General features: G+C 75.6%; 15 protein-coding genes. 4 read left to right on the top strand and 11 right to left on the bottom strand.

Translation table 11 applies throughout. The features are described 5' to 3' along the window. Positions 1 to 13: 13 nt before the first annotated feature. The 4 genes from lanL to ACZ7JZ_RS18660 all read right to left on the bottom strand — a co-directional run bounded on the left by lanL (position 14) and on the right by ACZ7JZ_RS18660 (position 6,225). Positions 14 to 2,890, bottom strand: a complete 2,877-nt coding sequence (lanL, locus tag ACZ7JZ_RS18675) for a class IV lanthionine synthetase LanL (RefSeq protein ID WP_470940318.1) — start codon at positions 2,888 to 2,890, stop codon at positions 14 to 16. A gap of 567 nt (positions 2,891 to 3,457) precedes the next feature. After that, positions 3,458 to 4,633 (bottom strand): oxygenase MpaB family protein, encoded by a 1,176-nt coding sequence (locus tag ACZ7JZ_RS18670; RefSeq protein WP_470940315.1) that lies wholly within the window; start codon positions 4,631 to 4,633, stop codon positions 3,458 to 3,460. A 103-nt stretch (positions 4,634 to 4,736) separates the two neighbouring features. Further along, the gene (locus ACZ7JZ_RS18665; RefSeq protein ID WP_470940658.1) at positions 4,737 to 5,807 is read right to left on the bottom strand and encodes a polyprenyl synthetase family protein; all 1,071 of its coding nucleotides are present in this window, start codon (positions 5,805 to 5,807) and stop codon (positions 4,737 to 4,739) included. 91 nt (positions 5,808 to 5,898) lie between these two features. Continuing rightward, the gene (locus tag ACZ7JZ_RS18660) at positions 5,899 to 6,225 is read right to left on the bottom strand and encodes a hypothetical protein (RefSeq protein ID WP_470940312.1); all 327 of its coding nucleotides are present in this window, start codon (positions 6,223 to 6,225) and stop codon (positions 5,899 to 5,901) included. A 344-nt stretch (positions 6,226 to 6,569) separates the two neighbouring features. Between ACZ7JZ_RS18660 and ACZ7JZ_RS18655 the strand changes: the two genes are divergently transcribed. After that, entirely contained in the window at positions 6,570 to 7,253 is a 684-nt protein-coding gene (locus ACZ7JZ_RS18655) for a lysophospholipid acyltransferase family protein (RefSeq protein WP_470940309.1), read from the top strand. Here the strand turns inward: ACZ7JZ_RS18655 and ACZ7JZ_RS18650 are convergent. Together ACZ7JZ_RS18650 and ACZ7JZ_RS18645 are read right to left on the bottom strand one after the other, a co-directional pair. Continuing rightward, positions 7,225 to 7,911, bottom strand: coding sequence for a DUF998 domain-containing protein (locus ACZ7JZ_RS18650; RefSeq protein ID WP_470940307.1), 687 nt, complete (start codon positions 7,909 to 7,911; stop codon positions 7,225 to 7,227). The two genes, ACZ7JZ_RS18655 and ACZ7JZ_RS18650, sit on opposite strands and share 29 nt — an antisense overlap. A gap of 102 nt (positions 7,912 to 8,013) precedes the next feature. Further along, a complete protein-coding gene (locus ACZ7JZ_RS18645; protein ID WP_470940304.1) occupies positions 8,014 to 9,225 on the bottom strand; it encodes a helix-turn-helix domain-containing protein in 1,212 nt (403 codons plus the stop codon). 211 nt (positions 9,226 to 9,436) lie between these two features. On the opposite strand from ACZ7JZ_RS18645, the gene ACZ7JZ_RS18640 reads away from it, so the two are divergent. After that, the gene (locus tag ACZ7JZ_RS18640) at positions 9,437 to 9,820 is read left to right on the top strand and encodes an SH3 domain-containing protein (protein WP_470940301.1); all 384 of its coding nucleotides are present in this window, start codon (positions 9,437 to 9,439) and stop codon (positions 9,818 to 9,820) included. 88 nt (positions 9,821 to 9,908) lie between these two features. Here the strand turns inward: ACZ7JZ_RS18640 and ACZ7JZ_RS18635 are convergent, their stop codons facing one another. Next, the gene (locus ACZ7JZ_RS18635; RefSeq protein WP_470940298.1) at positions 9,909 to 10,595 is read right to left on the bottom strand and encodes a CE1759 family FMN reductase; all 687 of its coding nucleotides are present in this window, start codon (positions 10,593 to 10,595) and stop codon (positions 9,909 to 9,911) included. Further along, positions 10,592 to 11,692, bottom strand: a complete 1,101-nt coding sequence (locus tag ACZ7JZ_RS18630; RefSeq protein ID WP_470940295.1) for an LLM class flavin-dependent oxidoreductase — start codon at positions 11,690 to 11,692, stop codon at positions 10,592 to 10,594. Before ACZ7JZ_RS18630 ends, ACZ7JZ_RS18635 begins: the two co-directional genes overlap by 4 nt. Positions 11,693 to 11,874: 182 nt before the next feature. On the opposite strand from ACZ7JZ_RS18630, the gene bla reads away from it, so the two are divergent. After that, positions 11,875 to 12,861 carry a class A beta-lactamase gene (bla, locus tag ACZ7JZ_RS18625; RefSeq protein ID WP_470940292.1) on the top strand — a complete coding sequence of 329 codons (987 nt, stop codon included), beginning with the start codon at positions 11,875 to 11,877 and terminating at the stop codon, positions 12,859 to 12,861. Positions 12,862 to 12,906: 45 nt separating this feature from the next. On the opposite strand, the gene ACZ7JZ_RS18620 is transcribed toward bla, so the two are convergent. From ACZ7JZ_RS18620 to sigK, 3 genes are all read right to left on the bottom strand, one after another. After that, positions 12,907 to 13,332: a hypothetical protein gene (locus ACZ7JZ_RS18620; protein WP_470940289.1), complete on the bottom strand. Its 426-nt coding sequence runs from the start codon at positions 13,330 to 13,332 to the stop codon at positions 12,907 to 12,909. A gap of 214 nt (positions 13,333 to 13,546) precedes the next feature. Continuing rightward, positions 13,547 to 14,416 carry an anti-sigma factor gene (locus ACZ7JZ_RS18615; protein WP_470940286.1) on the bottom strand — a complete coding sequence of 290 codons (870 nt, stop codon included), beginning with the start codon at positions 14,414 to 14,416 and terminating at the stop codon, positions 13,547 to 13,549. After that, complete coding sequence (sigK, locus tag ACZ7JZ_RS18610) at positions 14,413 to 15,105, bottom strand: ECF RNA polymerase sigma factor SigK (RefSeq protein ID WP_470940283.1); 693 nt, start codon at positions 15,103 to 15,105, stop codon at positions 14,413 to 14,415. The genes ACZ7JZ_RS18615 and sigK overlap by 4 nt, the downstream gene beginning before the upstream one ends. Before the next feature lie 319 nt (positions 15,106 to 15,424). Here sigK and ACZ7JZ_RS18605 point away from each other — a divergent pair. Continuing rightward, positions 15,425 to 16,311, top strand: an 887-nt coding sequence (locus ACZ7JZ_RS18605) for a twin-arginine translocation signal domain-containing protein (RefSeq protein ID WP_470940280.1), incomplete at its 3' end; no start/stop codon positions are given.

Genomic DNA, 16,311 nt, shown 5'->3' with positions numbered 1-16,311 from the left:
GTTTCCCTGCCGCTCAGCCCGGCTGCCGGATGGTCCAGAGCCGGGAGTCCGTGTGTCGGGTCCGCAGGAGGAAGGCGAGGATTCCTGCGGATCCGTCGCTCCAGCCCGTCGAGACCTCCCCGTACTCGTTGGGGAAGACGACGTGGCCGTTGCGGTGGGCGCGTTCGGCGACGAGGAGGCGGGCCAGGTCCTCGGCGGCGGCGCGGTGGCGGGGGTCCCCGGTGGCCTCGGCCATGTCGAGGAGGAAGTCCCCGTTGCCCGCCAGGCCGTGGCACTGGGTCAGGGGGGCGCGGGAGGCCCGCTCGACGACGGCCGGGACGGCTGCCCGGGCGAGCGCGCCGAAGCGCTCGTCGCCGGTCTCCTGCCACAGCCGCACGAGGAAGGAGCCGATGCCCGCCGAACCGTGGCACCAGTACGGCGCCGTGGGCACGTCCCCGGCCTGGGAGGGCCACTGGGCCGCCCCGCCGACGGTGACGGCCTGGGCCGCCAGCAGCTCCCCGGCCCCGAGGGCGAGGTCGAGGTGGTCGGTGCGTTTCGTGACCCCGGCGGCGGCCAGGAGGAAGCAGCCGACGCCGGCGGTGCCGTGGGCGAAGCCCAGGTACCGTTTCCCGGCCTCTCCCGGGGGGTCCGCCCCGGGGGCGGCCGCCTCGGCGGCGAGGGTCTCGGCGGGGACGGGCCAGCTGAGTCCGTGCTCCTCCGGCCGGGCGGCGGCCGCCAGCCGGTCGGCGGCCTCGGCGACCCGGTCGGCGAAGCGCTCGTCGCCCGTGCGGTGCCACAGGTGGGCGGCGGCCAGGCCGCTGCCGGCGTGCCCGTGGGTGATGTCGTGGCAGGCCGTCGGCTCCTGGGGGGCGAGGGCGAGGCTCACGGCGTGTCCCGTGAGCACCGGATCGTCCAGGACGGCCCCGGCCTCGTACAGGGCCCAGGCGGTGCCCCCGGCGCCGAAGTGCAGGCCGGGGCGGGCCGACCGGAGGTCCGTACGGGCCCTGATCCAGTGGCCCGCGGCGGACAGGGCCGCCGGCAGGCGGGGGTCTCCGGTGAGCTCGTAGTACCGGGTCAGGGCGGCCAGGACCCCGGCCGCGCCCTGCTGGACCGTACAGGGGTCGGTCTCCCCCGCCCGGGTGGAGACGGGCCACAGGCGCCGCTCGTCCCCGGGGGTCATCTCGTCGAGGAGGTGGTCCACGATCCCGGCGGCGGCGGTCTCGACCGCGTCCTGCGCGGGGACGTACGCGGCCGGGGCGGGGCCCGGACGCACGGCGGGTGCGGCGGGCACGGCGGGTCCGGTCCGGCGGAGCGCGGCGCGCGCCGCTGCCGGGTCGAGGCGTGCGGCCGGGTCGTCCCTCATCAGGCCGAGGATGGTCTCGGGCAGGCCCTCCGGGAGGGGCAGGACGGCGGTGCAGGCGGCCATCCACTCGGCGAGCCGCTGCTCGTCGGGCCTGGGCGGCTGCCCTGCCGGGTCCCCGGTCCTCCCGCCGGCCCCCTCCCCCGCCCTCTCCCCTTCCCCGGCCGCTTCCTCGGACAGGAGTTGGGGGACCTTGCCCGTGAGGACGAAGCACAGGCCCGCGCCGAGGCTGTAGTAGTCGCCGGTCCGGGAGACGGGGGCGTCCGCGAGGCGTTCGGGGGCGCTGAAGCCGGGGGTGCCGACGCGGGTGGGCAGGGCCTCCCCGTCCTCGAAGGCGGCGAGTTCCAGGTCGATCAGGCGCAGCCCGCCGTCGGGGCGGACCATCACGTTGGCGGGGGTGAAGTCCCGCAGGACGCAGCCGCGGTCGTGGGCCGCCGCCATCAGCTCCACCAGGCGGGCGGCCTGGGCGAGGGCGTCGGCGCGGTAGTCCTCGCAGCCTGCGTCGCGGAACTGCTCGGCGACCCAGGTGCGCAGGGGGACGCCGGGTATCTCCTCCTGGGCGAGGAAGAGGTGCCCGCCGTGCTCGAAGACGGCGAGCGGCTCGGGTGCCAGGCCGGTGCCGGACAGTCTCTCCAGGGTGCGGGCCTCGGCGCGCAGCCAGTCGCGTACGTCGTTCCCGGAGGTGTCCGCCTCGACGTGCGGCCGGGCCTCCTTGATGACCACGGGGGCGCCGGTGGTGGTGTCCGTACCGCGGTAGACGCCGCCCTTGTTGGTGTGCCGGATCGCCTCGCGGACCGCGAAGCGGCCGCCGAGCAGGACGGGGCGGGCCGCCGCGCGCTCCGGGGGCGGGGGCGCGGGGACGGAGGCGGGGAAGGGGCTGACGGCCCAGGGCGGGGGCTCGTACCGGCCGGTGCGCTTGTCCTCGACGGGGTTGCCGTCGGGGTCCTTGATGGTCCACACGAGCAGGCCCTCGTCCGACAGCCGCCGGCGGCCGACGAAGGCGCCGTAGCGGTAGTGGACCAGGCTCTGGGCGGCGTAGGGCTGGTCGGAGAGGATGCGCGGGCCGGGGAGTCCGGCGGTGGCCCGGTGCAGTGCCCCCGCGAGGCGGGCCGCGGCCTCGTCGGAGCGGGGGTACACGGTGAGGAACTTGCCGGAGCTGCCCCGGGGTGTGGCGCGGGAGTTGAGCGCGCTCACCTGGTCGAGGGAGCGGGCGAACTTGAAGGCGGAGTCCTCCCGCAGCAGTACGTCGAGGGCTCTGGCGAGGACGGCGGGCGCGGAGGCGGCCGTCGCCGACACGTGGAGCTTCCAGCCCTGCTCGCGCCGGACGGCGGAGACGGGGGTGAGGTGGCGCCACATCCCGTCCGCGCCGGAGGTCCAGCGCTTGCCGGTGCCCGTGGCGTCCAGGGCCCGGCGGAGCTGCCCTTCGAGGTCGGTGCCGGATGCGGTGCCCGGGGCGGCTGCGGCGCCGGCCTGGGGGCCGGCACCGGGCGCTGCCCCGGATCCGCCTTCGGGATCGCCTTCGCGATCGGCTTCGGTTGCATGGCTCGTCATGCGCGTTCCTCTCAACGGTGGAAGCCGCTGGTGGAATATGCCTTCGGTATGAAGAACTTACAACGTGCCCCCGGCAGCCGTCAGTTGCCGGAACGGGCGCACGGTGTCGTTGCGCCGCCTGATGACTTCCACCGGCGCGGCGGGGAAGCGCGGGGTGGTGAAGGGAGGCGCGCGGGGCTTCCGGTGCTGGAGCGGCCGGGAATTCCGGGCCGCCGGAACGGGCGGTCCACATTCCCGGGGGAATGCGCTGCGGACCACCCGGCGCAATGGTCTTACGGACGCCCGGGTATGCGGATATCGGAGATCGGATATTCGGAACTCCCAATATCCGGCCGTACGGAATCGGACCTCGCTCCCGATGCCGGACCGGACGCTACCCGGCCCCGCCGTACGGGGTACAGCCTTCCTTCCGCACGGCCCGCAGTAAAGAATCCGATTGCGCCACGTCGCCGACCAGTGACGGAATGTGATCCGCGCGGCGGGCGGAACGGGGATCAGCGTGCTGAGCTGCACCGCGCCAAAGGCGTTGAAGCCACAACTACCGGCAGGTATCCGCGGGGACGTGACTCAAGGGCGGTGGTTGACGGTGGCCGGCGGCGGGGTCCAGCGGGCCGTGGGCCGGATGGCAGTACTGACACCGAAGTCGGCCTTGAGGCGGTCGGGGACGGCGTAGTGCATGACGCGGCCCCGGGTGAGCGAGGACAGTTCGAGGACCGTGGTGAGGTGTCCGAGCCGGTCCAGGGCCCAGGCGGCCAGCGGCGAGCGGTCCTCCATGCCCTCCAGCACCCCGAGCAGCGCGGGGGCCGCCTTGACCAGGGTGTCCCAGGAGGCGCTGCGGGGGACGCCGAGCCAGTCGGCGCAGGTGTCGCCGATCAGGTAGCGGATCAGGGCGGGGACCACGGGGTCGAGCAGGGTGCCGGGCACGACCTCCTCGTACAGGTCGATGAGCTGCCGGGTGAGGTGCGCGCCCTCCTCGCTGGGGCCCATGTGCCGGGTCATGTAGAGGTCCGAGAAGGCGCGGGCCTGCCGGAGGTCGCGCGGGGCGTGCTCCTGGTCGATCCCGAGGATGGCCCCGACCACCCGCCAGGCGTAGAAGTACGCGTCCGCGCCCTCGTTGCTCATGTGGATGCCGAGGCGGTGGAGGGCGTCCAGCACCTGGATGGAGAACATCATCTGGCCGCCGATCATGTCCTCCTGGCAGATCGGCAGGCCGAGGGCCGCGGTGTCCCAGCGGTCCTCGCGCCGGAGGTGGTGGCGGATCGAGGCGTGCAGGAGCCGGACCTTCTGGGCCGCCGGGATGAACCGGCTGCCGGCCTCGAAGGCATCGGGCTGCATCAGGTAGACGGTGAACTGACCCGTCTCGGCCATGCGTTTGGCAGGGTATTTCAGCGAATGGGTCGCGGAAAGCAGCCGGGCCACGTGGGGTACGACGTAACAGGCCGGCATCGAGGCGAAGGACAGCGCCGTGGAGATGTGCACGTTGTTGTCGATGAAGAAGAGCCGGGCCTTCTCCATTTCGTCCCAGTCCACCCAGTCGGGCGGGCTCCCGGTGGCGTGCAGGTATTCGCGCGCCACTTCCGGGAGGCCTTCCGGGAGTTCCTGTCCGACCGTGGAGACGTAGCGCATCAGGGAGTTGAACTTCCCGATTTCCCCGCGCTCGAAAAGGGTCGCGACGGTTGCGTCGGCGAGGGCGTCGCCCTGGGTGCGCAGGGCGTCCAGGGCTGCCGGGGTGTAGGTCGTCATCGTGCTGCTCCTGCGGGAGGGGGCGGGACGGTGGGGTCCACATGCAGTGGGTACGGCGGGTTCCGTATGCCGTGGGTGGCGGATGCGGCGGGTGCGGCAGGGTTCAGTGGGTGCGGTCGGCCGCGTACGTGGCGAGCGCGGTCAGGGCGCGGCGGGCCCCGCCCGTGAGGTCCGCGGCGGCCAGCGCCTCGTGCGCCTCGCGCTGCCGTACGGCGATCATGTCCTCGACCCGGGCCGGGGCCCCGGTGCCGCGGACGATCTCCCTGGCCCGTTCGACCTGTTCGGCCCCGAGGCCCGCGCGGCCGAGGCCCAGGATGCGGCGCAGCTCGGCGCGTTCGGCGGGGGCCGCGGCGCCGAGGGCGTGGGCCATGAGCACGGTGGGGCGGTTGCCGGCCAGGTCGTCGGCGGGGTCCTTGCCGGTGCGCGCGGGATCACCGAACAGGCCCAGCAGGTCGTCGCGCAGCTGGAAGGCCTCGCCGAGCGGCAGTCCGTACCCGGTGTACGCGTCGAGGAGCCGGGCCGGCGCCCCGGCGAGGAGCCCGCCGATGCGCAACGGGTGCTCCACGGTGTACTTGGCCGTCTTGTACCGGATCACCTTCACCGAGGCCCCGGCGTCCGGCTCGGAGCCGGTGCGCAGGATCTCCAGGCACTCCCCGGCGACCAGTTCCCGGGCGAGGACGGCCCACAGGGGGCGGGCGCGGCCGAGGAAGGCGGTGGGGAGCCCGGAGGTGGTGAACAGCTGGCCGGCCATGGACATGAGGAGGTTCCCGACCAGGAGGGCGAGGGCGCGGGCCGATTCCTCGGGGAAGGGGGTGGCCGGGGTGGTCGGGGTGGCAGGACTGGAGGGGCCGGTGGGGCCGGTGGGGCCGGGGCGGCAGTCGCGCAGGGCCGCGTGGGCGGTGGGGCGGCCGTGCCGGAGCTCGCTGCGGTCGATCAGGTCGTCGTGGACGACCGCGGCCGCGTGGACGAGCTCGATCGCGGCGGCGGCCCGTACGAGCGCTTCGCTGTCGGGCTGGCCGCTGCCCCGCCAGCCCCAGTAGCAGAAGGCCGCGCGCAGCCGCTTGCCGTGCCCGGTGGCGGCGGGCAGCCGGTCCGCCACCGGCCCGAGGGCGGGGTCCAGAGCGGCCAGTTCCCGGGCCTCGGCGGCGACGAACTCCCCGAGGACGAGGTCGATCCGCTCCTTGAGGGCGCGGTGCCCTTCCCGCTCCTCCTCCCCCGGGTCCTCCCCCTGCCCCTGCCCCGGCGCCCCGCCCTCTCCCTGCACCTCACGCACGGCCGCCGCTCCCCCCTTCGCCAGCGGCCCCGCCACCGGCTCCGGCGCGGGCGGCGGCCGCGGCGCGGGCGAGGACTTCGAGGTGGGCGGGTGCCGTGGTCCCGTGCCGGTCGAGGAGCAGCCGCCCGCGGGCCATGACCTCCTCGTGCCCGTCGGCCAGGAGTTCGCCGAGGTCGGCCCGGCGCAGCAGGCCGGAGGCGCCGTTCAGCGCCCTGCCGAGTCCGCTGAGCGCGAGGTCGGCGAGGCCGGCCACCAGGACCGCCGCCTCCTCGGCCGGGTTCCCCGCCCCGCGGCCCCGGTCGCCGCCGTGCGCAACCACGATGCTCCTCCTTCGGTCGTCCCGTGCGCCGCGTTCGGCCGCCGGTCCGGGCCAGTGTCGGCGGCAATCGCCGGGGGCTGTTGCCGGATCGTCCCCCGCATCACCCGTTCGAGCGGACTCCCCTCCGCGGCCCGGCGGTCGGGCGGGGAGGGCGGGTACAGGCGCAGCCGGTGCGCGCAGGTACGCACGTGCGCAGGTACGTCCGCGCGCCCCGGCTGAGTACCGCTACTCAAGCCCGGTCGTCGTCTTCAGGCCACGATGAGGATCATCACGGCGCTGCCCGCCGCAGCAGCAGGCACCGCCGCAGCCACCATCGCCACCGCACCGGACCGGGGGACCCGCTCATGCTCAGCCGACTCGCCCACGCCGCCGTACCCGCCCTGGGGCGCCTCACGGTCACCGCCGACCCCGGCGCGGAGTTCGCCCCGGGCAGCGTCATCGCCGCCAACCACACCTCGCTGGCCGATCCGCTGGTGGTGCTCGCGGGCCTGCGCCGGCTCGGTGTCGAGCCGGTGGTCATGGCCACGGCCGGGCTGTGGCGCGTACCCGTGCTGGGCCGGGCGCTCGCCCGGGAGGGCCACATCCCCGTGCACCGCGGCGACCGCCGGGCCGCCGAGGCCCTGGACCACGCGGCGGAGGCCCTGGCGCGCGGCCGGCTCGTCCTGATCTACGGCGAGGGCCGCCTGCCGCTGCGCCGCTGCCCCGGCGAGGCGCCCCCGGAGGCCTTCCGCAGCGGCCTGTCCCGGCTCGTGGAACGCACCGGCGCCCCGGTGGTCCCGCTGGGCCAGGCGGGCGCGCGCCGCATCACCTCCGGCAGCCGCGCCAAGCAGATCGCGGGCGCGGCCACCGCTCCCCTCCGCCGCCCCGGCCTGCACGTCCACGCAGGCACCCCGGTGGTCCTGACGGGCGCTCACGCGGACCGCACGGCCCGCGCCCACGAGGCCGTGACGGCGGCCTGGCGCACGGCGGCGGCCCGCCTCGGCGAACCGGCGGCCGCCCTCACCCCGGTCCCGGCCGGCCACCACTGACGGACGGCGGGCCCAGGCGGTGGACGTAGCCGCCGAGGACGCAGACGAGCGCCACTTCGAACCCGAGGAGGAGCCTTTCGGCCAGGCCGATCAGATCGCGGCCGCCCGGCCCCGCCGCACAGGCCATGGCCGCGGCCGCGGCCAGGGAGGCCCAGGCGAGGAGCCGGAGCCGACGGGCCGCGGCGCCCCCGCCGGGGTCGGCGCCCGGGCGGCGGATGCGGCGGGACAGGAGGAGCCCGGCGGCGGGGAGCGCGGCGAAGGCCGCGACGGAGGCGTAGCGGTGCACGTACGCGCCCGCGCTCAGGCCCTCGCTGACCAGCGGGTCCGTGGGTACGGCGGCGGCCGTGAGCAGCCCCAGCCCCCAGACCGACAGCAGGACGGCGGGCAGACCCCGGACCAGGGCGGGTCTCGCCCGCGCCGCCGCGACCAGCAGCACCAGCGAGACCGCGCCCAGCAGGGCCATGCCCGTCTCGATCGGCCCGCCTCGGTCCAGCGCGGCGAAATCGCTGACGGTCAGGGAGTAGGGGCTGAGCCCCGGATCGGTGTCGGTCGGGGACCACAGCGCGGCGAACGCGGCCAGCCCCGCCACGGCCCAGACCGCGGGGGCCAGGAGGGCGCGGGCGGACCGGAGGGGGCGGCGGGGCGGGGCGGCGACCATGCCCCCAGCCTCGCGGCCGACGGCCCGGACCACTACCAGCCCCGCCCCTGACAAACCCCTGGTTCACCCCCTGGCCGAACCCCGGGCCGCCTCCTGGACGGGCTAAGGGGTGGGCGGGGCGGGGGTCGGGACCGGCTGGGGACTGCCGTAGCCGCGGTCGCAGTTCGGCCAGTCGGCGAAGGTGCGGGTCCGGCTCCACAGCCGGTGGGCGGCGCGGATGTTCCACTCCGGGTCCAGGGCCTGGCGCGGTGTGCCGCCCAGTTCGCGCAGCCGGCCGTCGGAGATCTGGAAGACGCCCCAGTTCCGGCTGCCGTTGGTGTTCGGCAGGATGTGCAGCGGGTCGAGGAAGGACTGGCAGTCCGCGATGGCGGCGGCCCGGTCCGGGGCCTCGTGGAACACCTCGCGGACGCGGTGCCGTACCTTCTCCGGGGTCCAGGTGACCATCCGCCCGCGGGTCGCGGGCCCGTGGAGGGCCTTCTTCGTCTCGTCGGCGACGACCCCGTTGGGGACGATGCCGGACAGCACCTGGAAGGCCGTCACGCGGCGCAGGGTCTGCGGGCCGAAGTCCCCGTCCACGTCGAGTTTCCCGCCGGCCCGGACCAGGAGCCGCTGGACCTCGCTCACGCAGGCGTCGTGCTGGCCCATGTTCACGGGCTCGGTGCAGGCGGCCGTGAACAGCAGGCGGCCGCCCGCCCCCGACCCGGGCGAACCGCTGCCGCGGGCGCCGCCGGAGGCGGTCTCCGCGTCGGAGGCGGCCACCATCCACGCCGTGGCACCCATCACGAGCGCGAGGACGGCGGCGCCGACGGCCACGGCTCTTCGGCGGTGCCGGGGGGAGGTACGGGGGTCACGGCCGGGTTCGGTGCCGGGGCCGGTTCCCGTGCCGGGGCGGGTGGGCGGGGCCTCGGCACGCAACTCGGGTGCCGGTAACGGGCCCGGCTGGGGCGGGGGGCCGGAAGCATGCGCGGGCGCAGGCGCGGGACCGGGGGCCGGGCCCGGCCCGGATGCGGGCTCGGGCGCGCGCTCGCCGCCGGGGTCCCGGAGCTGTTCCCGGCCCGGGTCCCGGCACGTGTCCGCCAGGGCCCAGAGCCGGTGCAGGCGGCGCAGTTCCTCGGGCGATGCCCCGCAGGCGGCGGCGAACCGGTGCGCGGACCCGTAGTCCTGGGGGACGTACGAACCCGAGCAGTACCGGTGCAGGCTGGAGCTGCTGATCCCGGACCTGCGGGCCAGCGCCCCGTAACTGAGCCCCGACCGCTCCTTGAGCGCCCGCAGGCACGCGGCGAACTCCTCGAACTCCCTCGGCTGCGAAGCCATGGCCTCCCCTGCTCCCCCAGTGCCCCGGCTCCCCTGCCGAGACGGTGCGCCGACGCCCGTCCCAGCGGTGTCCCAGCAGGTCAACTGAGCTCCTGGAAGCGGGCGTTGCGGCGTCCCAGCATCCCACCGGGGGCGGATTCCTTGCTAGACGGCGGGGCCCGCTGCGAGCTTCGCCGTGGCAGTTCCGACCCCCCTCAACACAGGAGGAATCGTGATCAGCAACCTCAAGACCACCCTGGCGAAGTACGGGCTCGTGACCGCGGCCCTGACCGCACTCGCCGTCCCGGCGGCCCTGGTCGGCACGGCCGGGACGGCGGCCGCGGCCGCGCCCTGCGGGAAGGAGGGGGTGTACAAGGACGGGCGGACGGTGCGGATGACGGCCGGCGTGGCCGCGAACATCCGCAGCGGTTCCAACACCGGCTGCGCGGTGAAGGGCTGGGCCGACAACCAGGACACCCTCGTCTACTACTGCTACACCTGGGCCACCCCCACGGCGAGCTGGACGTACCTCTACAACTCCACGGACGGCAAGTACGGCTGGGTGAGCGACCACCTGCTGCCGGGCAACGGCTCCACCTCGCACTGCGGGTTCTGAGCCCGCCGCAGCCCCGCACCACGCACGCCAGGGCCGCCGTACCGGATCCCGGTACGGCGGCCCGTCGCCGCTGGTGCGCCGGTGCGGGCTACTCGGCGCTCAGTGCCGCCAGCCGCTCCGCGAAGGGGACGAACCCGAAGCCGTCCGCCGGGTCGACCGAGGTGATCGCGCCGGTGAGGGAGCGGGGGGCGATGGCCGCGGCGGTGTCCACGTCCGGGGTCCCCGGCTCCCGGGCGTGGTCCGGGGCGGCCGGTTGCATCGCGCGGGCGAGTTCGGTGCCTGCGCGGGTGATGCGGTGGGACAGGCCGTCCCCGCCCCAGTCCTCCGAGGCGGCGTACACCGCGGTGGGCAGGGTGAGGGCGCGCAGGTAGGAGAAGAGGGGGCGCAGGGCGTGTTCGGTGACCAGGGAGTGGCGGGCGGTGCCGCCCGTGGCGCCGAGGAGCACCGGTGTGCCGGTGAGGGCGTCCTTGTCGATGAGGTCGAAGAAGGATTTGAACAGTCCGCTGTACGAGCCCGCGAAGACCGGGGTCACCGCGATCAGGCCGTCCGCGGCCGCCACCGCGTCGAGGGCTGCGGCCAGCCGCGGGGGCGGGAAGCCGGTGGTGAAGTGCCGGGCGATGTCGGTGGCGAGTTCGCGCAGCTCGATCACCTCGGCCGCCCCGGCCGCCCCGGGTCCGGCCTCCGTGTGCCGGAGGGTCGCGGCCGTGAGGCGGTCGGCGAGCAGGCGGGTGGAGGAGGGGGTGCTCAGTCCGGCGGACACGACGACGAGTTTCATGCGGTGGTCGTCTCCTTCGAGGTGGCACGGGCGGCGGCGACGCGGGCGGGGTGGGTGGGGGCGTCCGGGACTCCGGCCGGGCGCAGGGCGGCGAACTCCTTGCGCAGGACCGGGACGACCTCCTCGCCGAGGATGTCGAGCTGTTCGAGGACGGTCTTGAGGGGCAGTCCCGCGTGGTCCATCAGGAACAGCTGGCGCTGGTAGTCGCCGGCGTAGTCGCGGAAGGACAGGGTCCGTTCGATGACCTGCTGCGGGGAGCCGACGGTGAGCGGGGTCTCGCGGGTGAACTCCTCCAGGGAGGGGCCGTGGCCGTAGACGGGGGCGTTGTCGAAGTAGGGGCGGAACTCCCGTACGGCGTCCTGCGAGTTCTTCCGCATGAAGACCTGGCCGCCGAGGCCGACGATGGCCTGTTCGGGGGTGCCGTGGCCGTAGTGGGCGTAGCGCTGCCGGTAGAGCTCGACCATCTGCCGGGTGTGGGTGGCGGGCCAGAAGATGTTGTTGTGGAAGAAGCCGTCGCCGTAGTACGCGGCCTGCTCGGCGATCTCGGGGGAGCGGATGGAGCCGTGCCAGACGAAGGGGGCGACCCCGTCGAGGGGGCGGGGGGTGGCGGTGAAGGACTGGAGGGGGGTGCGGAACTTGCCCTTCCAGGTGACGGTTTCCTCGTCCCAGAGGCGGCGCAGCAGGGCGTAGTTCTCGATGGCGAGGTCGATGCCGTCGCGGATGTCCTTGCCGAACCAGGGGTAGACGGGGCCGGTGTTGCCCCGGCCCAGCATCAGGTCGACGCGGCCGTCGGCGAGGTGCTGGAGCATCGCGAAGTCCTCGGCGATCTTCACCGGGTCGTTGGTGGTGATGAGCGTCGTGGAGGTGGACAGGACCAGCTTCTCGGTGCGGGCGGCGATGTATCCGAGCATGGTGGTCGGCGAGGAGGGGACGAAGGGCGGGTTGTGGTGCTCGCCGGTGGCGAAGACGTCGAGGCCGACCTCCTCGGCCTTCTGCGCGATGGCGACCATGGCCTTGATGCGCTCGTGCTCGCCGGGCGTCCGGCCGGTCGTCGGGTCGGCCGTGACGTCACCGACGGTGAAGATCCCGAACTGCATGGCTCCCTCTCCCATTCCCCTTGGGGCGCGGGCGACGCCACCAAGATTGTTGATGTTTCAACTATACCGGTGAACGGGTGGCCCGTACGACGTATTCCCGGGGGGGGCCGGAGATCATCTCCGACCACAGTCCATGAAAGATCGCCAAACCCGGTGGAACCGGCGCACCGCCCCCCATCGTCATGATCGATAACGAACCCGGCGAACGAGAGAGCGCACCCGTGGACCACGACAGCCCCGCCCGCCGCCGCACCCTGCTCGCCGCCGGCCTCGCCGCCGGAACCGGCCTCGTCCTGTCCTCCTCAGCAGCCACAGCAGCCACAGCAGCCACGGCGGCCCCACCGGGTCCCGCGGAGCCGCGGGGCGGCATCCGCCGTGCCCTCACCGCCCTGGAGCGCGAGCACGGTGCCCGCATCGGCGCCTTCGGCTACGACCCGGCGACCGGGCGCGCCTTCGCCCACCGCGCGGACGAGCGCTTCCCGATGTGCTCGTTGTTCAAGACGCTGGCCTCCGCGGCCGTCCTGCGGGACCTCGACCACGACGGCTCCTTCCTCGCCCGCCGCATCCGCTACACGCAGGCGGACGTGGAGCGCTCCGGCCACGCCCCGGTGACCAGGGACCACGTGGCCACGGGCATGACGGTCGCCGAGCTCTGCGAGGTCTCCCTCACCCACAGCGACAACACCGCCGCGAACCTCCTGCTGCACGAGCTCGGCGGCCCCCGGGCCGTCACCGCCTTCGCCCGCTCCCTCGGTGACCGCACCACCCGCCTGGACCGCTGGGAGCCCGAGCTCAACAGTGCCGAGCCGGACCGGGTCGGCGACACCACCACCCCGCGCGCCATCGCCCACACCTACGCCCGGCTCGTCCTCGGCAACGCCCTCGACCAGCGCGACCGGGCCCTGCTCACCGGCTGGCTGCTGGCCAACACCACCAGCGGCGACCGCTTCCGCAAGGGCCTGCCGCCGCACTGGCGGATCGGGGACAAGACCGGCGGCGGCTCGTACGGGACGAACAACGACGCCGGGATCGCCTGGCCCCCGCAGCGCGCCCCGCTGGTCCTGGCCGTCATGACCACCAAACCGGCCCGGGACGCCCCGGCGGACAACGAGCTCGTCGCCCTGACCGCCTCCGTCCTGGCGGGCGCCCTGACCGGACCGCGGGACTGAACCCCGGGGCGGCCTACCCGCGCCCGTTCAGCCGCCTGCGCCCGTTCATCCGGCAGCGCCCGCGGACTCCGGGACCCTGCGGACGCCGCCCTGCCGACCTGCTCGGGCCGTCGCCCGCAGGGCGTCGGCGACCCGCTCGTGGACGGGCAGCCGGGGAAGGCCGGGGCGGCCGCCGGGGGCGGTGGTGTCGGCGCGCAGGAGGTGGCGGGCCCCGGCCGAGGGGGTGGCGACAGAGAGGGGAACGCCCAGCTCGGCGCAGTGGCGGTGCAGGCGCAGGACGGCCGAGACGGCGGCCGCCGTGGCCGCGGGCCGGCTCAGCTCGATGACCAGGTGCTCGGGCCGGTGCGCGGCGAGCAGCATGTCGATCTCGCGGGTCAGCGCGGCGCGCCGGTCCGGCCCGACCGGGCTGTGCACCGTCACCACCAGGCCGTTCGCCACTATCCGGTGCCGGGTGAGGTCGTTGTCGTCCATCGCGGGCGCTCCCCTGTCTCCTGCGGGCCGCCGCGAGCCGGCTGCCGGGACGGCAGCCGGCCCCGGCAGCAGCTCTGCGCGCTCCTGCCCCGTCGGCCCCGCTCCACACGTGTGAGAGCCGCCCGGGTAGCCGCGGCGGCCGGGGTGCGGCCGGACCAGGCCCGCAGGGGCAGGATCAGGCCCGCGGGGACAGGACGGGGCCCGCGGGGACAGATCAGGCTTGCAGGGGCAGGAGGAGGAGCGGGGCCGAGGTCGGGGCCGGGGAGCCGCCGCGGGGTTCGACGGTGAGGCCGATTGCGGTGGCGTCGGCGGGCGAGCCCTCGACGAGCACCGTCCCGTCGGCGTCGATGAACCCGGCCGGCCGCATGGTGCCGTCGTGGTCCAGCCACAGCTGGTACGTCCGGCCCGCGCCCGGGGCCGGGAGACCGGCCGCGGTGAAGACGGCCCGGTCGCGGGCCCCGGAGGCGACGACCGTGGTGAGGGCGCCGTTCGCGGTCCTGCCGTGGACGGTGCGGGCATCGGGCGCGGCCAGGACGGAGCTGATGGCGTCGAGGCGCTGCTCGGCCTGCCGGGCCTGCTGCCGCAGGTCCTCGCTCTCTCCCCGCTGCCAGGCGGCCAGGCCCGCGAAACCCGCCGCGGCGGCCAGGCAGGCGGCTAGGGCGAGCGGGACGGCCTTGCGGCGCAGCACCCCGGCGGGCCGTACGTGCGGCACGGCTGCCCGTACGGCGGAGGTCCCCGGCCCGGACCTCGACCCGCGCTCCGGTTCCCGCGCGGGCGGCGGCCCCGGTGCGGGCGGCGGCACCGCGGGCGGGAGCTGGCGCACCCCGTCGACGGCCGCCATCGTCCGCGCCTTGAGCGCCGCGGGCGGCGCCTGCGCCTCGGCGGCGGCCAGCCGGGCCGCGGCGGCCCGGAACCCGGCCAGCTCGGCCGGGCAGCTCGCGCACCGGTCCAGGTGCGCGGCGAAGGCCTCCTCCTCGGCGGGTTCCAGGGCGTGGAGGGCGTACCCGGCCGCGAGGGCGTGCAGGTCTTCGCTCGCGTACGGGCCGGCGGCGGCGTCGCGGTCGTCGGATCCGCGGTGTGTCACGTGGTCACCCCCATGCAGTCGCGGAGCCGGATGAGCCCGTCGCTCATGCGTGTCTTGATGGTGGGAAGCGGTGTGCGCAGGGCCTCGGCGACTTCACGGTAGGTGAGTCCGCGGTAGTAGGCCAGGGTCACGGCCTGGCGCTGGAGCTCGGTCAGCCCGCGCAGGCACCGGCGCACCTGCTCGGACTCCAGACGCGTCTCGACCTGTTCGGCCACCTCGTCGAAGGCGGTGGTGTGCTCGCGGGCCGCCTGCGCCTGCTCACGGTCGGCGGCGGCCTGCGCGGACCGTACGCGGTCCACGGCCCGCCGGTGCGCGATGGTGGCCGCCCAGGTACGGACGGAACCGGCCTCGGGCCGGTAGCGGGCGGCCTGCCGCCACAGGTCGACCATCACCTCCTGCGCCACCTCCTCGGACTGCGCCCGGTCGCGCACGACCTTCAGGGCGATCCCGAAGACCATCGGGGACAGCGCGTCGTAGAGGGCGGAGAAGGACTCCTTGTCCCCCTGCGCGACCTGCTCCACGAGCGGGGCCAGGTCCGGACGGCCCGTAACGGGACCGGCGCCGGGGCCCTGCGCGGGCCCCGGGGCGTCGGAGGGAAGGCGGCCGTGGCGGTTCACCGGGCCGTCCCCCGCCCGGGAGACCAGTCGGAGGGGCGGTCCGGGGCGTCCGGCCGGGAGCGGGGCGTCCATCGCATACGGGTCCTTCGTCGGGCGGGCGGGGCAGGGCAGTGGGGCGGGGTGTCGCAGTCGGGGCGGGTGCGGTGTCGTACGTGTGTCCTTCCATACAGGTCTTCGTAGCGGACGCACCGGCGGATGCGTGCGGCTTGTCTCGAACGGGTGACGCGGGGACTGCGGAGGTGCTGGTGCGGCGGCGGGTGCCCCCGTACCGCCCCCGTACCCCCTCCCTACCTGTCTGGACCGGTTGCGTACCGGCTCCGCAAGCCGCCCGCGGATCGGCCGCCTTCACTCGTACGGGTGAAGGACCCATCCGCCGGGCGGGCGCCGCCGAATGGCGGGTGTGAGCAGCTTCCGCACTACGAGCTCCCGCCTCTGGCCCGGCGCCCTGTCCGGCCTGCTGGCCGGGTTCGCCGCGCTGGCCGCGGCCGAGCTGGCCGCCGCCGTGGTCCGGCCCGCCGCGGGTCCCGTGACGGTGGTCGGGGGCGCGGTGGTCGACCGTACGCCCGCCGCCGTGAAGGACTTCGCGATCCGTACGTTCGGGGAGCAGGACAAGCTCGCGCTCCAGGTCGGGATCCTCGTCCTCCTCGGGCTGTTCTCGGTCCTGCTGGGCGTACTGGCGCTGAGGCTGCGGCGGACGGCGGCGGCCGGGGTGCTGCTGTTCGGGGCCGTCGGCGCCGCCGCGGCGCTGGGGCGGCCCGACAGCGCGGGGGCGGGCGACGTACTGCCCTCGCTGGCCGGGGCGGTGGCGGGGGCCGCGGCGCTGTACGTGCTGGCCGGCCGGGCCGCTCCGGTCGCCGTCCCTGCCCCCGGGCCCGAGGGCAGCAGGGCGGGGGACGGCGGACGGGGATCCGCGCGGGCCGCCGGCCTGAGCAGGCGCCGGTTCCTCAACGCGGCCTCCGTGACCGCCGCGGCGGCCGCCACCGCGGGGGCGCTGGGGCGGGTGCTCACCGGGCAGCGCGCCGAGGGGGCGTTCGCCTCCCGCGCAGCGCTCGTCCTGCCCGCCCCCGCCTCACCCGCCCCGCCCGTCCCGGCAGGTGCGCAGCTGCGGGTGCCGGGGATCAGCCCGTTCACCACGCCCAACCGGGACTTCTACCGGGTCGACACCGCGCTCGTCGTCCCCCGGGTCGACGCGGGCACCTGGCGGCTGCGGATCCGCGGCCGCGGCGTCACCCGCCCCCGCACGTACACCCTCGAAGAGCTCCTCGCCCGCCCCCTGAT

The organism is Streptomyces sp. NPDC038213 (assembly GCF_055600495.1).
The sequence above is the reverse complement of the archived record's forward strand: the minus strand, read 5'-3'. Positions and strand labels throughout refer to the sequence as shown.